This window comes from Ruegeria sp. AP7 (assembly GCF_056539905.1).
Genome location: NZ_JBQFVT010000006.1, coordinates 157348 through 180455 on the forward strand (window position 1 = coordinate 157348; position 23108 = coordinate 180455).

Sequence of the window (23108 nt, forward strand, 5' to 3'; positions counted from 1 at the left end):
TCGAACGCATGCGCGTCGGCAAGAACTGTCTGCGTTTGCCTGCCTCAGGCTGTGAAGAGGCGGTCCTCTCCACCCCTTGAGTGTGGAGAAAACCAACGGCATGCGTCAAGCCCCCGTGCCGGTTTGGTAGGGTGGGTCGCGAAAAACGACCTACCAAAGAGTTTTCAGATCGCCGAACTGTGCCCAGCTTTGCTCAGGTCGTAGGCATCAAAGCTGCGCGCGATCATGCGGGTAAGTGCGCGCGCTTCGAGCGGGATGAACAAGCCGTTTTCATCAACGCGCAGCAATCCGTCAAAGGCTGCATTCGCCTTGGCGTACATCTGCTGCAGCTCAGCGGCCGAGATGTCGTAGTCGCGTAGAATCTCGTTCGAATTGATTTGGAAATCACACATCAGCGCCTCGATCAGGCGCGACCGCAGGATATCTTGACCTTTGAACAAGTGCCCACGCGACGTCGAGAACCGCCCTTCGCGAATGGCCTTCGTGTGGGCTGATGTTGCCGGAGCATTCTGCGCGTAGCCTTGCGGGAAACGTGAAATTGAGCTTGCGCCTAGGCCAATCAGGATCGGGGCCTGATCGTCCGTGTAACCCTGAAAATTCCGTTTCAGGCGGCCAGCGCGCAGCGCATGGGTCAGACCATCATCCTGTGTCGCAAAGTGGTCGATCCCAATTTCAGCGTAATTGTCCCACAGAAACAGTCGCCGGGCAGTTTCGAACAATTCCAGTCGCTGCTCTGGCGTGGGGAGCGCATCTGATGGAATCAGTTGCTGGCGCTTGGCCATCCAGGGCACGTGCGCATAGCCATAAAGTGCGACTCGATCCGGGTTCAGGGAAAGTAGCTTTTGCACGCTTTCGGTCATGCGCGCTTTGGTCTGGTGGGGCAGACCATATAGGATATCCGCGTTCAGGCTGGCAATTCCACGTGCGCGGATCATCTCGGCCGCTTTGCGAGTGGTATCGTAGCTTTGAATGCGGCCGATGGTTTTCTGGATTTCATCATCGAAATCCTGCACGCCGATCGAGGCGCGGTTCATCCCGGCCTCGGCCAGCGCATCCAATCTGGCTTCGTCGATCTCATTCGGATCAATTTCAACCGAGAATTCCGCATCTGGACCCAGCGGGACGACCTCAAGAATCCGTCCTGCCAACTCGCGCATCAGGTCCGCATTCAACAGGGTCGGCGTGCCGCCACCCCAATGTAGCCGAGACAGCGTAACACGCTCGGGCAAACGCGCGGCCAGCAGGTCCAGTTCGGCTTTCAGAACGTCCACATAGGCAATAACAGGGTTATCCGTCTGGGTGCCCTGGGTCCGGCAGGCGCAAAACCAGCACAGCCTGCGGCAGAAGGGTACGTGGATATAAAGCGAGATCGAACTGCCGGGGGCAATCCCGGAAATCCAGTCGGCAAACAAGTCAGCCCCCACGTCATTGCTAAAGTGGGGGGCGGTGGGATAGCTTGTGTAACGCGGTACTTTCGCGTCAAAAAGTCCAAGCCGTGCCAATTGAGGTTTCAGTGTCATGGCGATATGACTATAGCGGGAGGGCCCAGGGTACTTTGACCGAAATCAAATGGAAACGCGAATGACACTCAAGGCCCAATTCGACCACACAAATTGCGCAGAATGCCCGATACGGCATCGCGCGGTGTGCGCGCATTGTGAAAAGGATGAGCTGGAGGAACTTGAGAGCATCAAGTACTACCGCAGCTTCGAGGCCGGGCAGACAGTCATCTGGTCCGGAGATCCGATGAACTTTGTCGGTTCTGTCGTATCCGGAATTGCGTCTCTGACACAGACGATGGAAGACGGGCGCACACAGATGGTGGGCTTGCTCTTGCCTAGTGATTTCGTTGGGCGACCCGGGCGTGAAAACGCGGCGTACGACGTGGTTGCGACCACCGATCTGGTGATGTGCTGTTTTCGGAAAAAACCTTTTGAAGAACTGATGGTGACGACACCGCATATCGCGCAGCGTCTGTTGCAGATGACTCTCGACGAGTTGGATGCCGCGCGTGAATGGATGCTGGTGCTTGGGCGCAAAACGGCGCGGGAAAAGATTGCCAGCCTTCTCTCGATCATTGCGCGTAGGGACGCGTCACTTCATTCGTCCGGCACTTTCGGCCCGATTGTATTCGACCTTCCTCTGACACGAGAGGCGATGGCAGACTACCTAGGCCTGACGCTTGAGACTGTCAGCAGACAAATCTCGGCCCTGAAGAAGGATAAGGTCATCTTGCTGGAAAGCAAACGCCATGTCACGATCCCAGATATGGGGCGTTTGATGGAAGAGGCGGGTGACGATTCGGATGGCGGATTTCTGGTCTGATATCCAATGATCTGACTAAGGTCCCAAAACAAACAGGAGCCAACAATGGAATTCAGCGGTGTATTGGCCATGTTGTTCATCGGCGCGATTGCCGGGTGGCTGTCCGGAAAGATCATGGAAGGCCGCGGGTTCGGCCTGATTGGCAACATCATCGTCGGAGTCGTCGGCGCATTTTTGGCCGGCACGATTTTTCCCGCTTTGGGCTTTGGCGTCGGTGGTGGGCTGCTCTCTTCGATTTTCTTTGCGACGGCCGGCGCAGTGATTCTTCTGTTCCTAATCGGCCTGATCCGCAAGGATTGAGAAAAAACCGCCCCGATAGGGCGGTTTTTGCAATTTGATCAATGCGCCAGAAAGACCGGCACTTCGGATTGTTCAAGCATGTTCCGAGTCGCACCGCCCAGAATGGCCTCGCGAAAGCGCGAGTGCCCGTAGGCGCCCATTACGATCATGTCGGCCTCGGTATCGGCAGCGTGACGATTAAGAATATCCGAAACGCGTGTCATGGTTTTGCTCAGCACATCAATCTCGCATTTCACGCCGTGCCGCGCCAACATTTGAGACAACAGCCCACCCGGGTCCGAGCGATCGGGCCCATGACGTGGCGGGTCAATGACGACAATCCGTGTAAGCTCGGCCTGCTTCAGGAAGGGAAGGGCGCAGCGGATGGCGCGCATCGCTTCGATGCTTTCATTCCAGCCTACCATTATGGTCTTGGGTGAGGAGATCGGCTCAATTTCGTCCGGTACCAGCAATACCGGGGCGTGGCCCTCGAACATGGCGGCCTCAACAATCGGTTCGGCCTCGGCGTCGCGATCCTTTCCGTATGGGCGCGGCAATATCACTAGATCTGAAAAACGCGCGCGGCGGGCGACGTGTCGGCCAATATCGGCAATCTGTGCTACCCCATTTTCAGCCGACCAACGCACCCCCGATTTGCCAAGATAGTCCTGAGCAAATTTGAGGATTTCATCGGCCTCGGCGTTTGCGCGACTCAGGGTTTCCTGCAGGATCAGTGCATTGGCCCCGGCGTAGTAATACCCGGTCTGACTGCGGTCGACCCCAAGGCACAGCGCTTCGGCGTGGGCGTCTTGCCCGTCGGCCAAGGCGACCATCTGTGCCAGAGCCGTTTGGGAAATCTTGGTTTCTGTCATGACCGTAAGCAGGGATTTATATGCCATGTCGACCTCATTATTCCGACGCTCCTTAGTGCGGAACGTGTGTTTGTCTCTGGAAAATACCTCTCACAGAAAACAGGGGGTTGTCTTGACACAGATCAAAGCAGCACAATTGGCATCACTGCATTACGACACGCAGTCAAAAGGGTTCCGTGTGGCATGAAGAATCGCGCGGGGCATGGCAAAGGGACGCAATATGTCAAATTACATCAAGCTGATCGTGCTTGGGCTGGTTGTGCTGTTCGCAGCCATTGGGTCCAATTATGCACGGGATTTGGCGTATCAGGTGCACGCAATTCTGGTGATGATCATCGCTGCCGGATTGTTCATTTGGACGCTTAGAAACACCGATGAGCCAGATATTCTTGTAGATCGCTCGGCGGAATATATGGATGGCGTGATCCGCTATGGCGTGATCGCAACTGCCTTTTGGGGTGTGGTTGGGTTCCTTGCGGGGACTTTCATTGCGTTCCAGCTGGCCTTTCCGTCGCTGAACTTCGAATGGGCCCAAGGGTATATGAACTTTGGACGTTTGCGGCCATTACACACGTCGGCGGTTATCTTCGCCTTTGGTGGTAACGCGCTGATCGCAACCTCGTTCTATGTCGTACAGCGCACAAGTGCCGCACGTCTGTGGGGCGGAAACCTGGCCTGGTTCGTGTTCTGGGGCTATCAGCTGTTTATCGTTCTGGCGGCGACCGGTTACCTGCTGGGTGGAACCCAGTCGAAAGAATATGCGGAACCTGAATGGTATGTCGACCTATGGCTGACCGTTGTCTGGGTTGCTTATCTGGCTGTCTATCTGGGCACGATCATCAAACGGAAAGAACCCCACATCTACGTGGCCAACTGGTTCTATCTGGCATTCATCGTGACCGTCGCCATGCTGCATCTGGTCAATAACATGACCATTCCAGTCAGCATCTGGGGTTCGAAATCGGTCATCGTCTGGTCAGGTGTCCAAGACGCCATGATCCAATGGTGGTATGGCCACAACGCCGTGGGCTTCTTCCTGACCGCAGGCTTCCTGGGCATGATGTACTACTTCATCCCGAAACAAGCCGAGCGTCCGGTGTTCAGCTACAAACTGTCGATCATCCACTTCTGGGCGCTGATCTTCCTGTATATCTGGGCCGGTCCGCACCACCTGCACTATACCGCGCTACCGGACTGGGCCTCGACGCTGGGCATGGTTTTCTCGGTGATCCTGTGGATGCCTTCGTGGGGTGGTATGATCAACGGTCTGATGACCCTGTCGGGCGCATGGGACAAGCTGCGTACAGACCCTGTGATCCGGATGATGGTCATCTCGGTCGGCTTCTACGGCATGTCCACTTTCGAAGGTCCGATGATGTCGATCCGTGCGGTGAACAGCCTGTCTCACTACACCGACTGGACTATTGGTCACGTGCACTCGGGTGCGCTGGGCTGGAACGGAATGATCACCTTCGGTGCGCTGTACTATCTGGTGCCCGTCCTGTGGAAACGGGACCGCCTGTATTCGCTGCAGATGGTCAGCTGGCATTTCTGGCTCGCCACAATCGGTATCGTGCTCTACGCCGCGTCGATGTGGGTCACCGGTATCATGGAAGGCCTGATGTGGCGTGAAGTGGATGCCAACGGCTTCCTGGTGAATTCGTTTGCTGACACCGTGGCTGCCAAGTTCCCAATGTACGTCGTACGTGGTTTGGGTGGGGTGATGTTCCTCGCTGGCTCGCTGATCATGTGCTACAACCTGTGGATGACTGTGCGGAAGGCACCGGCCAAAGAGGCCAGCCTGACCGTTGCGGTCCCTGCTGAATAAGGAGGGCCGGAGCAATGGCAATTCTCGACAAACACAAGATCCTCGAGACCAACGCGACCCTCCTGCTGATCTTCAGCTTCTTGGTCGTAACCATCGGTGGCATCGTTCAAATCGCGCCTCTGTTCTATCTTGAGAACACCATCGAGAAGGTGGAGGGCATGCGCCCTTACACCCCTCTGGAATTGGCTGGGCGTGACATCTACATCCGCGAAGGGTGCTATGTTTGCCACAGCCAAATGATCCGCCCGATGCGGGACGAGGTCGAACGCTATGGCCACTATTCTCTGGCGGCCGAGTCGATGTATGACCATCCGTTCCAGTGGGGATCGAAGCGTACCGGACCTGATCTGGCACGCGTCGGCGGCCGATACTCGGATCAATGGCAAGTCGATCACCTGCGTGATCCGCAGTCGGTGGTCCCGGAATCGGTGATGCCCAAGTATGGTTATCTCGAGCGTCGCAAGATCGACGGTAAGTACATCGGTGATGTCATGGCCGCGAACGCAATGGTCGGCACGCCTTACACTGATGAGATGCTGGAGAACGCGCTGGCAGACTTCCGTGCTCAGGCGGATCCGGACAGCGACTACGACGGTCTTTTGGAGCGCTATGGTGACAAGGTGAACGTGCGCAACTTTGATGGTCAGCCCGAACTGACGGAAACTGACGCGTTGGTCGCCTATCTGCAGATGCTGGGTACATTGGTCGACTTCTCGACGTTTACGCCAGATGCAAGCCGCTAAGGAGGGATAAGATGGAAGAATACACTCTCCTAAGACAGTTTGCGGATAGCTGGATGCTGTTGCTGCTGTTTACGTTCTTTCTGGGCATCGTAATCTGGGTTTTCCGCCCCGGTGCCAGCAAGGAATACAAGGACACGGCCAGTATCCCGTTCCGACATGTGGATGCCCCTGCACCTCAGCAAGACAAACCCGCCACATCCAAGGAGGCGCGGCAATGAGCAAGACACCTGGAAAACAGCCGGGCGATCCAAACACCACAGGTCACAGCTGGGATGGTATCGAAGAGTTCGACAACCCGATGCCGCGTTGGTGGCTGTGGACTTTCTATGCGACCATTCTCTGGGGCGTGATCTATACGATCATGTATCCAGCGTGGCCTTTGGTCCAATCGGCAACCGCCGGTGTATTGGGCTGGTCTTCGCGCGAGCTGGTGCAGCAGGAAATGGTCGCTTTTGAAGAAGCGAACGCGCCGTGGAATGCCAAGCTGGTGGAGACACCGCTGGAAGAGATTTCGGCGGATGCAGAGCTTCAGCAATACGCTGTTAACTCTGGCGGTGCCGTGTTCCGGACCTGGTGCGCGCAGTGCCATGGCTCAGGTGCGCAAGGCGCGCCGGGCTTCCCGAACCTGCTGGATGACGCCTGGCTGTGGGGCGGTACGCTCGAAGATATCGAGTATACCATCGCCCATGGTATCCGGAACGAGGAAAGCGACGATGCGCGCTATTCTGAGATGCCAGCCTTTGGTGAGATCCTCGAGCGAGACGATATCACTCAGGTAGTCCAATACGTCATGTCTCTGACAAATGCGCAGACCGATGATGCGGCGGCGCAGGCGGGCAAGGTTGTGTTCGAGGATAACTGTGCATCGTGCCACGGTGAGGATGGTAAAGGAGACGTCACGCAAGGTGCACCAAACCTGACGGATGCGATCTGGCTTTATGGTGGCAGTGAAGAGGCTCTGACTGAAACGGTCACCTACAGCCGCTTTGGTGTGATGCCCCCATGGGAAAATCGTTTGACTGACGCGCAAATCCGCGCCGTTACGTCCTATGTCCACCAGTTGGGTGGTGGTCAGTAGAGGCTAAAAGAACACCTCCGGGCGGTTTTCCGCCCGAAGGCTGAGGCACCGGCTGTTCAATCTGTTCGCGCGTTTCCAGAACAGCCGGTGCCGATTTTCCAAACAATAGGGCCACGTCAGGCTGCGGTCTAGTGTGGGGATCTAAGACGCCATCAGAGGTTGTTCAGATCCACCCCGCGCGGGCTTTCTCTCCACCAATGACTATCGGGCAGCCACCGGCGCTTACGGAGACCCGGCTTAGGAGCCTCTCGAATGTGCGGAGCGTCGATGCGGGTCGCGTTCATGAAAGATCGGGCAAATACAGTCAGCATGGCTTGCCTCCTATGTGGCGTTGTTTCTGTTGAATAGATTGACCTTTGATGCCGAAAATGCGACTCAATAACCTTTCCAACATGTAAGTATGGATTACATATGGATTGGCTCAAACTTCCTCCACTAGCCGCGTTGCGCGCCTTTGCTGCCTTTGCTGAGAAGCGCAATGTTGTCGAAGCCGGCGCCGCGCTGAACGTCAGTCATGCCGCCATTAGCCAGCAGTTGCGCGTGCTGGAAAAGTATCTTGGCGCAGCCCTGTTGGATCGCAGCGGCAAAGCCTTGACGCTGACAGCGGACGGAGAGCATCTGGCCCGCGCCTTGCAACTTGGCTTTGGTGCGATCGAGGCTGCGGTCGGCGATCTGGCCAGATCCGGCCTGGATCGCCCAGTTCATGTATCACTGACATCCTCTTTCGCGGCCTCATGGCTTATGCCACGCCTTCCGGTGTTTCGCGAATCCCACCCCGAGGTGAATCTGATCCTCGACCCGTCCGCCGAAGTGGTTGATTTGCGCCCAGGCGGAGTGGACATTGCGATCCGCTACGGCCCCGGAGGTTGGTCGGGGGTTCATTCAGAAATGCTGTTGCAATCGCCGGTGGTGATTGTCGCCGCGCCGAAACTTCTGGGAGGCAAGACGTCATTGACCCCGTCAGAGCTGGCCCAGCTGCCGTGGTTGGAAGAGGTCGGCACCACCGAGGCAACGTCTTGGCTTGCCGAGCACGGCGTCGGTCCAGAACGCGGTGCAGGTCGAACTCAGCTGCCTGGCAATCTGGTTCTGGAAGGATTGCGCGCCGGACAGGGGGTCACGGTCACTGTGCGACATTTCGTCGAGCAAGACATCAAAGCTGGGCGCATTGTGGAACTCTACGCTGAGCCCGATGCGCGCGGATACCATATTGTGACGGCAAATTCGGCACTTAGGCCTGCTGTCAGAACTTTTGCTGGCTGGCTTAGACGTCAGGCACGTGAAACGTGATAAAAGGTATCTGTACGATGCGCGTTTTGACCCATGTCAAAGTCCCTATGCTTGTGATCTGGAAGAACGCACACTCAGAAGAGCCAGTCCCGGAGCCAGCCTGTGAGCGATTCCAACCCGACCCCTAGCCTTTACGCCGCCAGAGAACCAATTTTCCCAAGACGGGTATCCGGTCCATTCCGGAACCTTAAGTGGATCATTATGGCGGTGACACTGGGCATCTACTATGTAACGCCGTGGATCAGATGGGATCGAGGGCCAAGCCTTCCTGATCAGGCTGTTTTACTGGATCTGGCGAACCGACGTTTTTATTTCTTCTGGATCGAAATCTGGCCGCACGAATTCTATTTCGTTGCGGGGCTTTTGATCATGGCAGGATTGGGGTTGTTTCTTTTTACCTCAGCGCTGGGCCGGGTTTGGTGCGGATATGCTTGCCCTCAGACTGTGTGGACCGACCTCTATATTCTTGTTGAACGTTGGATCGAAGGCGACCGCAATGCGCGTCTGCGCCTGCATCGCCAAAAGAAGCTGGATTTCCGCAAAGCGCGCCTGCGACTGACCAAATGGGTAGTTTGGTTCTTTATCGGGCTGGCAACCGGTGGCGCGTGGGTGTTCTATTTTGCGGATGCGCCAACGCTGGCGCGTGATCTGGTCACCGGCAATGCGCATCCCGTCGCTTACACGACAATGCTGATCCTGACAGGTACAACCTTCTTCTTTGGAGGCTTCGCGCGCGAACAAATCTGTATCTATGCCTGCCCATGGCCACGCATTCAGGCCGCGATGATGGACGAGGATACCCTGGTCGTCGGCTACCGTGAATGGCGGGGTGAACCGCGTGGCAAGGGCAAACGCACTGCTGACAGCGAGCTGGGCGATTGCATCGATTGTATGGCTTGCGTCAATGTCTGTCCGGTAGGGATCGATATCCGCGACGGTCAGCAGCTGGAATGCATCACCTGCGCGCTTTGCATCGATGCCTGCGACGATATGATGGCCAAGATCGGCAAGCCTCGTGGCCTGATCGATTACATGGCGCTGAGTGACGAAACGCGTGAACGCGAAGGTCATCCGCCCAAGAATGTTTGGAAACACATCCTGCGTCCGCGCACGATCCTTTATACTTCTTTGTGGTCGCTGGTCGGTTTCGCCTTGCTCTTTGCCCTGTTCATCCGGTCGGACATCGACTTGACTGTGGCTCCGGTACGGAACCCGACTTTCGTAACCCTTTCCGATGGTACGATCCGCAATACCTATGACGTACGCCTGCGTAACAAGCATGGCGAGGAACGGGCTTTTAAATTGTCGCTTGCCGGTGATCCGTCGCTGCAGATCGAAATTGAGGGCGTCGAAGGTGACACTGTAAATGTCACGGCAGATACGGCACAATTAGCGCGCGTTTATATTACAGCAGCGAAAGACACCGGGCCCGCAGCGGTTGACAGCACATCGGTTCGCATCTGGGTCGAAGATCTGGAAAGTGGTGAGCGCGCATACAAAGACACCACGTTCAATGGGCGAGGAAACTGACAATGGCAGAGCGTCAATTCACTGGCAAACACGCACTGGCGGTATTTGTCGCGGCCTTTGGCGTGATCATCGCGGTAAACCTCGTCCTCGCCTATAGCGCGGTAAAGACGTTCCCGGGTTTGGAAGTCAAGAACTCCTACGTTGCCAGCCAGGAGTTCAACGAACGCTTGCAGGAACAGCAGGCGCTGGGCTGGGATATCAAGGCTGAGTTGACCGGTGGTTTGCTGGTATTGCGCATCACCGATCAGACTGGTTCACCAGTTGAGGTGGCAGAATTGCAAGCCGTCGTCGGGCGCGCCACCCACGTCAAAGATGACTTCTCACCTGACTTCACCTTTGACGGCATCACCTATGCCGCCCCAGCTGCGCTGGGTAAAGGTAACTGGAACATTCGCCTTGTGGCCAAAGCGAAAGATGGTGCCGAGTTTGCGCAACGCGTGCCGCTTTATGTGAAGGGTTAGAGCGATGACAGCGCAAGTCACCCCAGCTCGGGCAGCTTGTCCCGGTTGTGTCGCGACCGCGGCGGAACCGGCCCGGCCAGTCCCCGAGGACGTGCAAATCGCGCTGTCGCTGCCGGGTATCCATTGCTCGGCCTGTATCTCCACTGTCGAGCGCGAGTTGAATGCTCATCCCGGTGTGGAGGGTGCGAGGGTCAATCTGACGCTGAAACGCGCGATGATTAAAGCGAAACCCGATACACGTGCGGTTGATCTGATACCAGTGCTGGAACGTGCCGGTTTTGAAGCACACGAACTGGATCCGGGTGCACTGTCGGCTACGCAATCGGATAAAGCCTGGCGCGATCTTCTGATGCGGCTCGCGGTTGCGGGTTTTGCCTCGATGAATGTGATGCTGTTGTCGGTTTCGGTCTGGTCTGGTGCCACCGATGCGACGCGCGACATGTTCCACTGGATATCGGCAGCGATTGCCTTGCCTGCGATTGCATTTTCGGCCCAACCATTCTTTGCCAACGCCTGGAGCGCGCTGCGCGTGCGCCGGTTGAATATGGATGTGCCCATTGTTTTGGCGATCCTGCTGGCGCTGGTCACCTCACTTTGGGAAACCGCGCTCAGCGGTGAACATGCCTATTTTGATGCGGCCTTGACGCTGACATTCTTCCTGCTGGCGGGCCGGTATCTTGATTATCGCACGCGCGCCGCTGCGCGATCGGCTGCCGAAGAGCTTACAGCGCTGGAAGTCCCCCGCGCCATTCGTCTGGTGGATGGTTCAGAACAGGAGGTAGCCGTCGCTAACCTGCGCGTGGGTGATCTGATCTTGGTTCGTCCCGGCGGGCGTATGCCGGTGGATGGCGAAATTACCTCTGGCCGGTCCGAGCTGGACCGATCGCTGCTGACCGGGGAAACCCTTCCTGTCTTTGCCGAAGCTGGGCTGCGTATCAGCGCAGGCGAGGTCAACCTGACAGGCCCCTTGACCATCCGTGCGACCGCGGTCGGCGAGGATACTTCGCTGCACCGTATGGCTGATCTGGTTGCCATCGCAGAGTCGGGCCGGTCACGCTATACCTCGCTGGCAGACAAGGCGGCCAAGCTTTATGCGCCAGGGGTGCACATCCTTTCGGCGCTCAGCTTTTTAGGATGGTATATCTATTCCGGCGATATTCGCACCGCGCTGAACATCGCAGCGGCGGTTTTGATCATCACGTGCCCCTGCGCATTGGGGCTGGCGGTGCCAGCAGTAACCACAGCGGCCTCGGGCCGGTTATTTCGCAACGGTATGCTGATCAAACACGCCACCGCCCTTGAACGCCTTGCCGAGGTGGACACGGTGGTGTTCGACAAGACCGGTACGCTCACTTCAGGGGCGCCCGAGCTGACCAATCTCGGCGATCATTCCCGCGCTGATCTGGAAGTCGCGCTGGCATTGGCTGAGGCCTCTTCCCATCCGCTGTCGATTGCTCTTGCAAAGGCGGCGCGTGGGGCCGGGATAAAGCCTGCGACATTGCGTGATGTGGTTGAGGTGCCGGGCTATGGCACCGAAGGCATGTATCATGAACAGCGCGTCCGGCTGGGTCGCGCAGCCTGGGTCGGAGGCAAAGATTGTGAGCAGACCGCAGCTTGGCTCGCGATAGGTTCGCAAACCCCTTCGCGCTTTACATTTACGGACAGCCTGCGCGCGGGTGCCGCCGAAGCCATCACCGCGTTTCGGAAGGCGGGAAAAGACGTCATCCTGATATCCGGCGACACGCACCCCGCAGTTCAGGCCTTGGCTGACAAGCTTGGCATCCAGAACTGGATTGCCCAAGCCTTGCCTCAGGACAAAGCCACCAAGGTGCAGGAACTGAGTGATCAGGGTCGACATGTTCTGATGGTCGGCGACGGTTTGAATGATACGGGCGCACTGGCGGCAGCGCATGTATCGATCTCTCCTGCCTGCGCCTTGGATGCCGCGCGGGTGGCGTCGGATATCGTGCTTCTGGGCAACGATCTGTCCCCGATTGCCGAGGCCTGCGAAACTGCCGTCAAGTCGACGCGCCGGATTCGCGAGAACTTCCGCATTGCCACTGTCTATAACGTGATCGCTGTCCCGCTGGCCGTCGCCGGATTGGCAACCCCTCTGATCGCGGCCTTGGCGATGTCGACCTCGTCGATTACGGTGTCACTGAACGCCTTGCGTCTGAGGTAACCCCGATGGAAGTGCTTGCTTATCTGATCCCGATTTCGCTGCTTTTGGGCGCAGTTGGTCTTATCGCCTTTGTCTACACCGTGCGCTCGAACCAGTATGAAGATCCCGAAGGTGATGCGCGTCGCATCCTCAGCGACGAATGGGATGACAAGCCCAAGCCCTGACGCGGTGCCAACAGCCCTTGAAATTACCGCAATGCCCGGCTATGTCCGGCCCATCCGCAAGCAGAGAGATTGTAGCCTCATGGCAACCACAAACCCGATCCAGTTCATTCAGCAGGTCCGAGCCGAAGTTGCAAAGGTCGTCTGGCCGACCCGTCGAGAGGTGCTGTTGACCACGGTCATGGTGTTCATCATGGCAGCGCTGACTGCTGTGTTTTTCGCACTGGTCGATCTGGGCATTCGTGGTGGTCTGCAACTGGTCCTGGGCGCGTTCAGCTAAGCCCGTTCGGGGCGGTTGGAAACGCCATTGCCCCTTGCACAGCGCGCCGTGTCAGAGTAGGTGACACGGAACTATTCGGAATGGGCGTGCGGCGATTCGAGCTGCGCGCCGCTTTTTATTCCGGGTGACGTGATAGAATTTCAATGACGGTGCTTCGCCTGGTTCGAACGCGCCAAAGGCAAACAAGGACGACAGGTTCATGGCGAAACGGTGGTACTCGGTCAGCGTTCTTTCGAATTTCGAAAAGAAGATCGCAGAGCAGATCCGCACGTCGGTGGCTGAACAGGGCCTTGAGGACGATATCGACGAAGTTCTGGTGCCCACCGAAGAGGTGATCGAAGTGCGCCGGGGCAAGAAGGTTACCACCGAACGCCGGTTCATGCCCGGCTACGTGTTGGTGCATATGGAAATGTCGGATCAGGGCTATCATCTGGTCAACTCGATTAACCGTGTCACCGGATTCCTGGGCCCGCAGGGCCGCCCGATGCCGATGCGCGATGCCGAGGTGAACCAGATCCTCAACCGCGTTCAGGAAGGCGAAGAAGCGCCCAAGCTGATGATCACCTTTGAGGTTGGCGAGAAGGTTAAGGTCAACGACGGCCCGTTCGAGGATTTCGACGGCATGGTCGAAGGTGTGGACGACGAAGCCCAAAAGCTGAAAGTCTCGGTCTCGATCTTTGGCCGCGAAACCCCGGTCGAGCTGGACTTCACACAGGTTACCAAGCAGAGCTGATTGGTTTCTTTGAACCACTGGATGGGGTGCCTTATCGGCACCCTTTTTTGCGTTTACAGGCCACTCACCTGCCAAACGGTTTGATCTTCGCCAAACCCCTTAAGTGACACGGTCCCGACCGGTTCGCAGAGTTTCGGCAAAAACGCTGCGGCGGTTTCGGATAGGACGTGATCACAATTCAGTTCTGTCGCCGCCGACACAAGTCTGGCTGTTAAATTGACATCGGGGCCGATGGCCGTGAAGTCCAGCCGATCACCGCCACCTATATTGCCATAGTGGAAACGACCGTGATGGATTGCAGTCCGTACGCCAAGCTTGTGCTGGAAGTCGGCATTGGTCAGCGACGCCAAACCCTCGCGGACTGCTGTAATGGCGGCTGTGATCTGTGTGCTCGGGGTAAGGTCCGAGTTGGTTGGGAAGATGGCAAAAAAGCCGTCGCCCATGAATTTCAGAATCTCTCCTCCGTGATCCATTACCGAAGGAACAAGGCAGTCAAAGCTGTCATTCAGCAGCCTAACCAGTGCATCGCCCGATACAGAATTTGAAAGATGTGTGAATCCCTTGAGGTCAGCAAACAGAATAACGGCATCGATTGTGCTGCCATCACCGCGATGCACCTTGCCATCGAGTATCTGCGCGCCGCTGTTACGGCCAACATAGGTCGACAGCAGGTAAGTCGCGTCGAGCCGCAGCATATATGTCTCGGTCAGGCGCGCGAGCGGACCGCGAACCCGGTTCAGGACTGCCAGATCTCGCTCTGAAAACCCTCCGGGTGTAGCACTTGACCAAGTGCAGACATGGGTATCGCCATTGAGGTAGATCAGCGGCTGCGCCAGGTAGTCCGTGAATCCCTGCTCGCGCAGTTCGCTGACGATAATGTAGTCCTGGGGGCAGTTTGGATCTTCCAGATGGCGACGGATGGATTGCTGGCGCTCGATCACGTGCGGCAAGGGGTTATCGGTATAAATAGCCGTAGTAAACAGTTGTGACGGCGCATCGACTCTGTCGACACCAGCGCCCGCTTTCCACAGGAAACGCCGGCCCATCAGATTGGGGTGCAGCGTCCAAATGAACAAACCGAACCGATCAATGGCCACATCAGCGTCCAGCAAACGCGTGCAGATACCCTCAATAATCTCGACCGCATTTCCAGCTGGTCGGGCTCCGTCAACCATCCACTCGATCAGTGCATCAACTTTGTTCTGTTGCTGGTTCGCTTCGGATGCTGGGGGCGACATAAGCCTCTCGCGATAGAATGCTGGGTCAGGTTCGTTCCGCGTTAGATAAAATTGTGGCGGTCTTAGTCCGAGATCGCAAGTAACACGCGAAAATTGCGCTGTGACTTACGGAATCGACTATCAGGGACTGGTGCGTGATCGAACGGGTCTCAAAATCGATCTTTGACCAAATAACCCAAACATATTGGGGTCTCCTTAGGCTGCCGCGCCTGTTCGGGCTCTGCCTGAGAAAATCAAAAGCGGTGCCCGAGGGCGCCGCCTGTATCTGCTATCGGTTCAGCCATTCGTTCAGACTGGCAAAAAAGGCATCCTGCTCTTCTATGAATGGGTAATGGGCAGATTCTTCGAAAACCACGACAGTGGCGTTGGGCATCAATGCGCCAATTCTTTCGGCCCCAGGACCGGGAGGCGTAATGCCATCATGCTGACCAGCCATCGCAAGAGTAGGCACAGCGACATCAGGCAGTTTATCCAGCATGTTGAATGTGCCCAGAAGAGGGCCAGCGGCATTCCAAGCCTGATATTCATAGACGGTTCGATCATCCACATCCGCGCCAGTATCTTCAGGGTATTGCTTGAAGTAGAGCTTCACGACTTCGCCCCAAGTTGACCGCCAATCGTCGTTGTCGGCCATGGGCTGGCTGAACAACTTCCCAAAAGCCGCCATTTGCTCGTCTGGCCCGGATATCGTTGGCGCATAGTCAAACGCGGGGACCGTATCGATCAATACAAGCCCCTCCAGCCGATCCGCATTTTGAGTGGCAAAGTCCTGGGCGATAAAGCCGCCGTAGGAATGGCCGATCAGCGTGAATTTATCATGCCCCAGGTGATCCATCAGCCCCGCGGCATCTGATACCAGGCGGTCAAAGGTCATTTCAGAATAATCGTCGGGCCTGCCCGAGCGACCATTGCCAAAATGGTCATAGTAAATAACCGTATGCGTATCGGACAAGGTATCGAAATAGGGTCTCAGGTAATCATGGCTCAGACCGAGGCCGCCGTGCATCATCAGAATTGGCGGCCCGTCTCCGACGGTTTCATAATAGATATCAGACCCATTGATCTCGGCGGTTTCTCCGTGCGCGGTGCCGACCGAGGCTGCCAGTACGGCAATTGCCATTGCTCTGCCTGTCGTATTCATCATTGATTTCCCCTTTTCGGGCTGTTGTCGGCTCAGCACTTTGGATGGACAATCGATAGCACAATATTCCACAAAAGACGCTTGGCTATTTAAAAAGCGGGTGAATGTATCAAAACTCCGCCCCAAGGTACTCCGCGTTAAGCGTAGTTGCGGTCACAATAATTGTGGAGAGGCTCTCATCCCAGATTGAAAGGCGCGCGATCACGAGTTGGGCCATGCTACGCGACCGGAATAAACGCCGCAACGCAGCTAGCGACGCGGCGCTTTTTGAGCCCTTCAGGGCCAGATATCGTATTGCATATCGTCTTATTGCGACTGGATCATAGCCGCGCGCAAAAGTTGTGGACGGTCGGTCTGGGACGGCAGGAAGACAGCCTGCGAACCGGCATCCAGTGCCGAAAGGCTCGCATCATACCACTGCATCGCAAGATCGCGACGCTCCTGCACGCCAAAGCCCTCGCGCAAGTGATGGCCCACCAACTCTCCATAGGCGGGTTCACCCATCGCAACCAGCATGAGCGCAGAGCCAACGGCAGTATCCATGTTGTCCTGACGGTAGCCCATCGCCAGACAGACCTTGCTCGTCGCAGCGAGATCTGCGGGGCTCAATCCAGAATCCAGCGCCATTTTGCGAACTTGCGTTTCAGCTTCTGTTTTTGAGCTGATAGACAGAGCGTCAACTTGAGGTGCCAGCATCTCACCATACGAGGCACATTGGGCAGATACCTGATCGGGTGTCAGGCCCTGGATATCCTGCATCAGATCCTCACCGCGCGCCATCGCATAGCTGCGGGCAAGGCAAAATTGCTCGCTGAGTGCAAAATCAGGATCAGACATGTTCGACAGAGTCGTATAGCCGCCATTGGTCGAGGTTTGCAGCATCACTCCGCTGCAGCGATTTGCCAGCGACGGCCCCCCGGTGCCGCCCGAAAACAGGCTCGGCAGGCTCGCAGACGTTGTTTCAGTGGTGTTCGCTGCGGGTTCGGTATCTTGGGGCTTGATAACCGGAATAGCTTGAGCCGGAGACTGAGGTGCCGCAGCCAGAGAAGATCCTGATTGAATCTGTCGGCGGTACTCCATCAACAGCGGTTGACCCGAGAGCTGCGTGGCTGCCTGTCCACCGCTTGTCGCCCAGTAATAAGCCTGCTGCAGGAAGTCATATTGATAAGGCTGAAAGTCATGCCCATTTACGGGATAACCCATTGAGGCCTGATAACGTTCGATGGCGGAGCGCGTGCCACGCCCGACCTGACCGTCAACACGACCGGCATTGTAGCCAAAGTAATTCAGTGCCGTTTGGGTTTGCGCCCCTTGAGTGGTGGATGGGATGCCCTGCCGGTAGGTTCGGGTCGCTGTCGATGACTGTGTCTTCTTTTTTTGCTGATCTTTACCAATAAGATATCCAGCGACCCCTCCGACGACAGCACCGCCGATGAAATCCCCAGCGTCAGCGCGCGCATTCTGAGGGGCTATTGCTGCAATAGATATAGCGATACCCAACGATAGAATAAAACGAACGATCATAATTAACCTCCACTCAAAAATCACTAATTTCGCTGAGTATATCACAGCTAAGCACGCGCGGGTGAAACCGGCGACAATTGGCTGATTGTGCGCGGAGTATCTGGAATTTCTGTCGAGCTATGGGATAGTTAGCTGTTCACGCGACGTTGGTGGCGAGGCCGCTCATCCATGGAACTCACTCTCGATGCTGCGAAGCGCGATTCGATATGGCCCAATTGGTCGTCGGCCACTTGCCAACGTCTTCGTTCCACTGTAAACGCCGCCACTATCGTCTTCGGGCGAGATTCTCTCGTGGGAGGTTACTGAGATCGCGATCTTGGACCGGACCACGCAACATAATCTGGTTGGGACGCGTCCTGCCTAAGTTGAAAGGAAAACCAAATGGCCAAGAAGCTTGCTGGTACAATGAAACTGCAGGTTCCTGCAGGTCAGGCGAACCCGTCGCCGCCAGTTGGTCCGGCGCTGGGTCAGCGCGGCATCAACATCATGGAATTCTGCAAGGCGTTCAACGCCAAGACCGCAGACATGGAGCCCGGCGCTCCGTGCCCGACCGTGATCACATACTATCAGGACAAGTCCTTCACAATGGACATCAAGACGCCGCCCGCGTCTTATTACCTGAAAAAAGCGGCTGGTCTGAAGCCGGTTGGCAAGCGTAACCGCCCCCGCGGTGCGGAAAACCCAGGTCGCGAGACCGTGGCAACCGTGACCACCAAGCAGGTTCGCGAAATCGCCGAAGCCAAAATGAAAGATCTGAACGCCAACGACGTGGAAGGCGCAATGCAGATCATCCTGGGCTCGGCCCGCTCTATGGGCATAGAGGTGAAGTAAGATGGCAAAACTCGGTAAACGTACCCGCGCTGCGCGCGAAGCTGTCGCTGGCAAGGAAAACCTGTCGGTTGAAGAAGCTGTTTCCCTGGTCAAAGGCAACGCAACTTCGAAATTCGATGAGACCATCGAGATCGCTCTGAATCTGGGCGTTGACACCCGTCACGCAGACCAGATGGTTCGCGGCGTTGTCGGCCTGCCGAACGGCACAGGCAAAGCGATGCGCGTTGCTGTATTTGCACGTGGCCCCAAGGCTGACGAAGCAAAAGAAGCAGGCGCAGATATAGTCGGCGCAGAGGACCTGATGGAAACCATTCAAGGCGGCACCATCGAATTCGATCGCTGCATCGCGACCCCCGACATGATGCCGATCGTTGGCCGTCTGGGTAAAGTACTGGGCCCCCGCAACCTGATGCCGAACCCCAAAGTTGGCACCGTGACCATGGATGTGAAAGCGGCCGTGGAAGCAGCCAAAGGTGGTGAAGTTCAGTTCAAGGCTGAAAAAGGCGGAGTTGTGCACGCCGGTGTTGGCAAAGCGTCGTTCGATGAAGCCAAGCTGGTCGAAAACGTTCGTGCCTTCATCTCGGCTGTGGCCAAAGCCAAGCCGTCGGGCGCTAAAGGTACATACATGAAGAAAATCGCACTGAGCTCGACGATGGGCCCGGGTGTAACTTTGGACGTGGCGGCTGCTGCGGGCGAATAAGTTCTTCGAAATACTCTCAGAAAACCCGGCCAACAGGTGTTGGTCGGGTTTTTTTGTTCCGCGCTGCCGCTGCATTGATGTCACAAATAATGCCGACAAGTTGGGAGATGGTTTCGCTATTAGACATTTGCGCTAGAAATGGTCCAAATTTCGGTTCTATCAAGAGCGTTCCATGCGTCCGAGCAAATCTCCAAAAGAATTGCGGCAGTTAAAGCGTCAAATCGTCCAGTATCGGAGGGACATAGGTAACCAACTATTTAAGGAACGTGGTGGATACGTCATGGGCGGCTGCCTTCGCGATTTCCGGTTGCTTGAAGAAAGCAGTTGGGGGCAAGCAGATTTGTTCACGAAATTACTGGGGATCTACGAACAACAAAATCAACCTATTTTCGTGGAAAGCACAAAGCCGATACTCGTCGATCTTGGGGCGGCAGATGGCTATTGGGGCGTTGGTTTGGTGCAAGCGGGCCATTTCGAGCGAAGCCTATGTTTCGAACAAAGACGCAAAGCTCGACAGATCATCCGAAAGACCCTGCACGCGAATGGTGTTCGCGACAGGGTCGAGATTGCTGCCACCGCTACGGACACTTCAATTCGCGAGCTGGTGTCTAGTAGGTATCAGCCTCAGGATTTGTTTTTCTTGATTGATATCGAAGGCGGTGAGTTCGAACTTTTAACCTTCGAATTTCTTAGTGAATTCAAGTCTTCAGAGTTTCTGATAGAGTTGCACTCCAGCGGCGTTTGGTTGGGCAACGAAAAAGAAGAAAGGCTAATTCGCGCCGCACAGGTCTTATTTGATGTCGAATTGGTTGACGATACAAAACGCGATCTTTTGCAGCTTCGGAATGAGTTGCAAATGCCAGACGATTTGACTTGGGTGCTTGCATCCGAGGGACGTAGATACCCAATGCGTTGGCTGCACTTAAAGCCAAAGAGAGAACCAAAGAATGCCGCGTTGCCCAAGAAGCGAAGCGAGCAAAAGAAGGACCAAAAATTTGGGACACTCTGGATAGGGGGAGAGCCGGGAAAGCTGGAACGTGCTTGCCTCAATTCCATGAAGGACTTTGGTTATAATCCTATTGTCTTTTCTTACGAGCCGATCCGAAACCTGCCAGATGGGGTGGAGTATTTTGATGCGAGAGAAATATATGAGCCAGGCAGGGTCATTCGACATGTAAGGCACAAAAGCCCGGCGATACACGCAGACATATTCAGGTATTATTTGGTTAGTAAGACCGGCATGATCTGGCTTGATACCGATATGTACATGGTCGCTTCGGCCGAGAGGCTCATGGCTTCGGCTGAATCTCGTGCAGGTTTTTGTGTTGGCTGTGTTTTGCCGGATCTTCCACGGCATCAAACGTATCATTCACTCGTGAATAATGCGGTTTTTGGGCTTCCGGCGCATAGTAAATCGCTTGCCCTGTTGGGAGAGGTGTTTGAGGAGGATCAGTTGGCCTCTGAGGCCTGGAAGGATTCGCCAGCACTTTTGGGATTGAACGCGGCGGTTGAGGCGCAACGCGATAAACCTTTTGGGCGCTTGCGTTGGGGGTCAACTGGCCCAAGAGCTTTGACGACTGCATTGAATATGTCTGGCGAACGCAAATACGCTCATGACAGCACCGCATTTTACCATATTTCCAGTCGAGAAATACCTGCGTTGTTTCAAGCGGGAACCCGGCTTTCAGATTTTGTGACACCCACCACATTTGGGTTTCATTTGTGGGGTCGAGATTTCCGCTCTGCTTTGGCCGAGCTTGATCCAAATGTTCAACAGTGCGCCGCCCGCGACATACTGGAGCCAGCTGTTTGACGGAACGATTAGCGACCATCCACGCTATTCTAAGAAATGGCGATCTGTCTTTGGCGCTAATTGCGGGATGTTTGTTATGTTCAGATCTTTCGATGTGGAGGTGGGTAGAACCTGATAGTGGTTTTGATTTTGCACCACGATCACAAAAACCATGACAGACACCGGGCAATTGCCTAGAAATGCTAATTAAGTTTACGATTGAAGCCCGGTGACCCCTGTGGAGCAATTGGCATTTACCTATGAGATGGCCGTGGTGTCGGGGCTTTTGGCGTTCACGGTTTTCTTGTTTGTGTCTGAAATCGTCCGGATTGATCTTTCCGCTATTCTCGTTTTGGTCATTGTCGGTCTGCTGAGCTATGCGCCCGGCCTTGAGAATCTGGCGGATGTACCGCATCTGTTTGACGGATTTGCGTCGAATGCGGTCATTTCGATCATTGCAGTGATGATCGTTGGTGCGGGGCTGGACAAGACAGGGCTGATGAACAAAGTCGCCTCGGTCATCCTGAAATATGGTGGCAAGTCGGAAGGACGGGTTTTACCCATCATTTCGGGCACGGTCGGTGTCATTTCGTCATTCATGCAGAATGTCGGTGCTGCGGCTTTGTTCCTTCCTGTGGTTAGCCGGATCTCATCTCGATCAGGGATCCCGCTGTCGCGATTGCTAATGCCGATGGGGTTTTGCGCCATATTGGGTGGCACGATGACCATGGTGGGCTCTTCTCCGCTGATCCTACTGAATGATTTGATTCAAACTGCGAATGAAGGTTTGCCTGAAGCACAGCGTATGGAGCCTTTTGGGTTGTTCTCGGTCACGCCCATAGGTGCGGTGCTGATTTTGACGGGTATCGCGTATTTCCTGTTGCTTGGGCGATGGGTTTTGCCGGGTGATTCAGGTTCTGAAAGCACCGGTACCGGGCGCGGGACGCAGGAATATCTTCAGCGGGTTTATGGGCTGAAAGCCGACGTGTTTGAGGTTGTTGTACCGGCCGACAGCCCTCTGGTTGGGCAAATTCTGGCCGACATCAACTTTGAAAATCACCTCTATATCATCTCGACCTTTTATCGCGGCAAGACCTCGATGGTTCAGGTGCTGACAGCCGAGATCGCCGCGCCATGCCGATTGGCGATTGTGGGGCGGCGTTGGGTTGTCGAAGAATTTGCTGAAAAGTACGGGCTGACCGTTCTGCCGGATCTGGATGTGTTTGTCGAAGAGTTTGCACCCACAAATGCCGGGGTCGCAGAGGTGGTCGTGACGCCCGAGAGCAAGCTGATCGGCAAATGCCCGAGGGAGTTGCTGTTTCGAAAAACTTACGGAATGTCTCTGCTCGCCATCCATCGGGGGGAAGAAACGCTAAGCCATGTCGAAACAGAGACACACGAATCCACGCAAATCGGTCTTGAGAAGTTCAAGGCCGGTGACATGTTGGTTGCCCATACCCGTTGGGACAACCTGATGCGGATCAAGCGTGACCCGGATTTTGTTGTGGTCACGTCTGATTTCCCGCAAGACGAATTACGCCCGCAAAAGGTTGGCTGGGCGCTTTTGTTTTTCGTGATTTCTTTGTCGCTAATTCTATTCACAGATGTGCGGTTGTCGCTTTGCCTGCTGACGGGTGCTGCGGGTATGATGCTGACCCGCGTGTTGAGCGTGGACGAGGCCTACCGCGCGGTCGGGTGGAACACGGTCTTTCTCTTGGCCTGCCTGATCCCATTGGGGCAAGCGGTGCAGAATACGGGAACTGCGGCATGGATTGCGCAACAGATCATGATCATCCTGGACGGATGGCCAATCTGGGCGCTTCAGGCTGGAGTTGCCATTCTGGCGACAGCGTTTTCGCTGGTGATGTCGAATGTCGGGGCCACCGTTCTGCTGGTGCCCCTTGCGGTTTCAATCGCGGTTGCCGCCGGTGGCAACCCCGCTGTCTTTGCGTTAACCGTCGCGATTTCGACCTCGAACAGTTTCATTATCCCGACCCACCAGGTCAACGCGCTGATCATGGGGCCCGCAGGGTACAAGGTTATGGATTTCGTGCGTTCCGGCGGCGTCATGACTATCATATTTCTGATCGTCTCGCTGTTGATGCTGAACGTGATCTTCTAAC

At 55.8% G+C, this 23108-nt stretch carries 23 protein-coding genes; 17 read left to right on the forward strand and 6 right to left on the reverse strand.

The genetic code is table 11. The features are described from left to right. Positions 1 to 164: 164 nt before the first annotated feature. Positions 165 to 1520: an oxygen-independent coproporphyrinogen III oxidase gene (hemN, locus tag ACR0KN_RS13280; RefSeq protein WP_480654136.1), complete on the reverse strand. Its 1356-nt coding sequence runs from the start codon at positions 1518 to 1520 to the stop codon at positions 165 to 167. 61 nt (positions 1521 to 1581) lie between these two features. Here hemN and fnrL point away from each other — a divergent pair, with 61 nt between their 5' ends. Together fnrL and ACR0KN_RS13290 are read left to right on the forward strand one after the other, a co-directional pair. After that, the gene (gene fnrL, locus ACR0KN_RS13285) at positions 1582 to 2325 is read left to right on the forward strand and encodes a transcriptional regulator FnrL (protein ID WP_480654138.1); all 744 of its coding nucleotides are present in this window, start codon (positions 1582 to 1584) and stop codon (positions 2323 to 2325) included. Between the two features lie 45 nt (positions 2326 to 2370). Then, positions 2371 to 2625, forward strand: a complete 255-nt coding sequence (locus ACR0KN_RS13290; protein ID WP_480654140.1) for a GlsB/YeaQ/YmgE family stress response membrane protein — start codon at positions 2371 to 2373, stop codon at positions 2623 to 2625. Positions 2626 to 2663: 38 nt separating this feature from the next. Here the strand turns inward: ACR0KN_RS13290 and ACR0KN_RS13295 are convergent, their stop codons facing one another. Further along, entirely contained in the window at positions 2664 to 3503 is an 840-nt protein-coding gene (locus tag ACR0KN_RS13295) for a universal stress protein (protein WP_010440955.1), read from the reverse strand. Positions 3504 to 3696: 193 nt separating this feature from the next. Here ACR0KN_RS13295 and ccoN point away from each other — a divergent pair, with 193 nt between their 5' ends. The 4 genes from ccoN to ccoP are packed head-to-tail and all read left to right on the forward strand — an operon-like array spanning position 3697 to position 7125. Then, on the forward strand, positions 3697 to 5304 hold the full coding sequence (gene ccoN / locus ACR0KN_RS13300; RefSeq protein WP_010440957.1) for a cytochrome-c oxidase, cbb3-type subunit I: 1608 nt from the start codon (positions 3697 to 3699) through the stop codon (positions 5302 to 5304). Positions 5305 to 5318: 14 nt separating this feature from the next. Beyond that, the gene (gene ccoO / locus ACR0KN_RS13305; protein WP_170476112.1) at positions 5319 to 6047 is read left to right on the forward strand and encodes a cytochrome-c oxidase, cbb3-type subunit II; all 729 of its coding nucleotides are present in this window, start codon (positions 5319 to 5321) and stop codon (positions 6045 to 6047) included. An 11-nt stretch (positions 6048 to 6058) separates the two neighbouring features. Beyond that, positions 6059 to 6265, forward strand: a complete 207-nt coding sequence (locus ACR0KN_RS13310) for a cbb3-type cytochrome c oxidase subunit 3 (protein ID WP_480654143.1) — start codon at positions 6059 to 6061, stop codon at positions 6263 to 6265. Then, positions 6262 to 7125: a cytochrome-c oxidase, cbb3-type subunit III gene (gene ccoP / locus ACR0KN_RS13315; protein ID WP_480654145.1), complete on the forward strand. Its 864-nt coding sequence runs from the start codon at positions 6262 to 6264 to the stop codon at positions 7123 to 7125. Before ACR0KN_RS13310 ends, ccoP begins: the two co-directional genes overlap by 4 nt. 152 nt (positions 7126 to 7277) lie before the next feature. On the opposite strand, the gene ACR0KN_RS13320 is transcribed toward ccoP, so the two are convergent. After that, positions 7278 to 7436, reverse strand: a complete 159-nt coding sequence (locus ACR0KN_RS13320) for a hypothetical protein (protein ID WP_480654147.1) — start codon at positions 7434 to 7436, stop codon at positions 7278 to 7280. 100 nt (positions 7437 to 7536) lie between these two features. On the opposite strand from ACR0KN_RS13320, the gene ACR0KN_RS13325 reads away from it, so the two are divergent. The 7 genes from ACR0KN_RS13325 (at position 7537) to nusG (ending at position 13759) form a co-directional block, all read left to right on the forward strand. Then, a complete protein-coding gene (locus ACR0KN_RS13325; RefSeq protein ID WP_480654149.1) occupies positions 7537 to 8412 on the forward strand; it encodes a LysR family transcriptional regulator in 876 nt (291 codons plus the stop codon). Between the two features lie 102 nt (positions 8413 to 8514). Further along, the gene (gene ccoG, locus ACR0KN_RS13330; protein WP_480654151.1) at positions 8515 to 9942 is read left to right on the forward strand and encodes a cytochrome c oxidase accessory protein CcoG; all 1428 of its coding nucleotides are present in this window, start codon (positions 8515 to 8517) and stop codon (positions 9940 to 9942) included. 2 nt (positions 9943 to 9944) lie between these two features. Beyond that, a complete protein-coding gene (locus ACR0KN_RS13335) occupies positions 9945 to 10403 on the forward strand; it encodes a FixH family protein (RefSeq protein ID WP_170476102.1) in 459 nt (152 codons plus the stop codon). Positions 10404 to 10407: 4 nt separating this feature from the next. Continuing rightward, a complete protein-coding gene (locus ACR0KN_RS13340; protein WP_480654153.1) occupies positions 10408 to 12585 on the forward strand; it encodes a heavy metal translocating P-type ATPase in 2178 nt (725 codons plus the stop codon). A gap of 5 nt (positions 12586 to 12590) precedes the next feature. Beyond that, positions 12591 to 12749 carry a cbb3-type cytochrome oxidase assembly protein CcoS gene (gene ccoS, locus ACR0KN_RS13345; RefSeq protein ID WP_170476097.1) on the forward strand — a complete coding sequence of 53 codons (159 nt, stop codon included), beginning with the start codon at positions 12591 to 12593 and terminating at the stop codon, positions 12747 to 12749. A gap of 79 nt (positions 12750 to 12828) precedes the next feature. Further along, positions 12829 to 13026, forward strand: a complete 198-nt coding sequence (gene secE / locus ACR0KN_RS13350; RefSeq protein WP_010440974.1) for a preprotein translocase subunit SecE — start codon at positions 12829 to 12831, stop codon at positions 13024 to 13026. A 199-nt stretch (positions 13027 to 13225) separates the two neighbouring features. After that, positions 13226 to 13759 carry a transcription termination/antitermination protein NusG gene (gene nusG, locus ACR0KN_RS13355; RefSeq protein ID WP_010440977.1) on the forward strand — a complete coding sequence of 178 codons (534 nt, stop codon included), beginning with the start codon at positions 13226 to 13228 and terminating at the stop codon, positions 13757 to 13759. Between the two features lie 53 nt (positions 13760 to 13812). On the opposite strand, the gene ACR0KN_RS13360 is transcribed toward nusG, so the two are convergent. The 3 genes from ACR0KN_RS13360 to ACR0KN_RS13370 all read right to left on the reverse strand — a co-directional run bounded on the left by ACR0KN_RS13360 (position 13813) and on the right by ACR0KN_RS13370 (position 17662). Then, complete coding sequence (locus ACR0KN_RS13360) at positions 13813 to 14997, reverse strand: adenylate/guanylate cyclase domain-containing protein (RefSeq protein WP_480654155.1); 1185 nt, start codon at positions 14995 to 14997, stop codon at positions 13813 to 13815. 268 nt (positions 14998 to 15265) lie between these two features. Continuing rightward, the gene (locus ACR0KN_RS13365; RefSeq protein ID WP_480654157.1) at positions 15266 to 16141 is read right to left on the reverse strand and encodes an alpha/beta fold hydrolase; all 876 of its coding nucleotides are present in this window, start codon (positions 16139 to 16141) and stop codon (positions 15266 to 15268) included. A gap of 303 nt (positions 16142 to 16444) precedes the next feature. Continuing rightward, a complete protein-coding gene (locus tag ACR0KN_RS13370; RefSeq protein WP_480654159.1) occupies positions 16445 to 17662 on the reverse strand; it encodes a peptidoglycan-binding domain-containing protein in 1218 nt (405 codons plus the stop codon). Positions 17663 to 18043: 381 nt separating this feature from the next. Here ACR0KN_RS13370 and rplK point away from each other — a divergent pair, with 381 nt between their 5' ends. The 4 genes from rplK to ACR0KN_RS13390 all read left to right on the forward strand — a co-directional run bounded on the left by rplK (position 18044) and on the right by ACR0KN_RS13390 (position 23107). After that, positions 18044 to 18493 carry a 50S ribosomal protein L11 gene (gene rplK, locus ACR0KN_RS13375; protein WP_480654161.1) on the forward strand — a complete coding sequence of 150 codons (450 nt, stop codon included), beginning with the start codon at positions 18044 to 18046 and terminating at the stop codon, positions 18491 to 18493. Position 18494: 1 nt separating this feature from the next. Continuing rightward, positions 18495 to 19193, forward strand: coding sequence for a 50S ribosomal protein L1 (rplA, locus tag ACR0KN_RS13380; RefSeq protein WP_010440987.1), 699 nt, complete (start codon positions 18495 to 18497; stop codon positions 19191 to 19193). Positions 19194 to 19365: 172 nt separating this feature from the next. After that, complete coding sequence (locus ACR0KN_RS13385) at positions 19366 to 21006, forward strand: glycosyltransferase family 32 protein (protein ID WP_480654163.1); 1641 nt, start codon at positions 19366 to 19368, stop codon at positions 21004 to 21006. Between the two features lie 244 nt (positions 21007 to 21250). Next, a complete protein-coding gene (locus ACR0KN_RS13390) occupies positions 21251 to 23107 on the forward strand; it encodes an SLC13 family permease (RefSeq protein ID WP_037321196.1) in 1857 nt (618 codons plus the stop codon). The last annotated feature ends 1 nt before the right edge of the window (position 23108 follow it).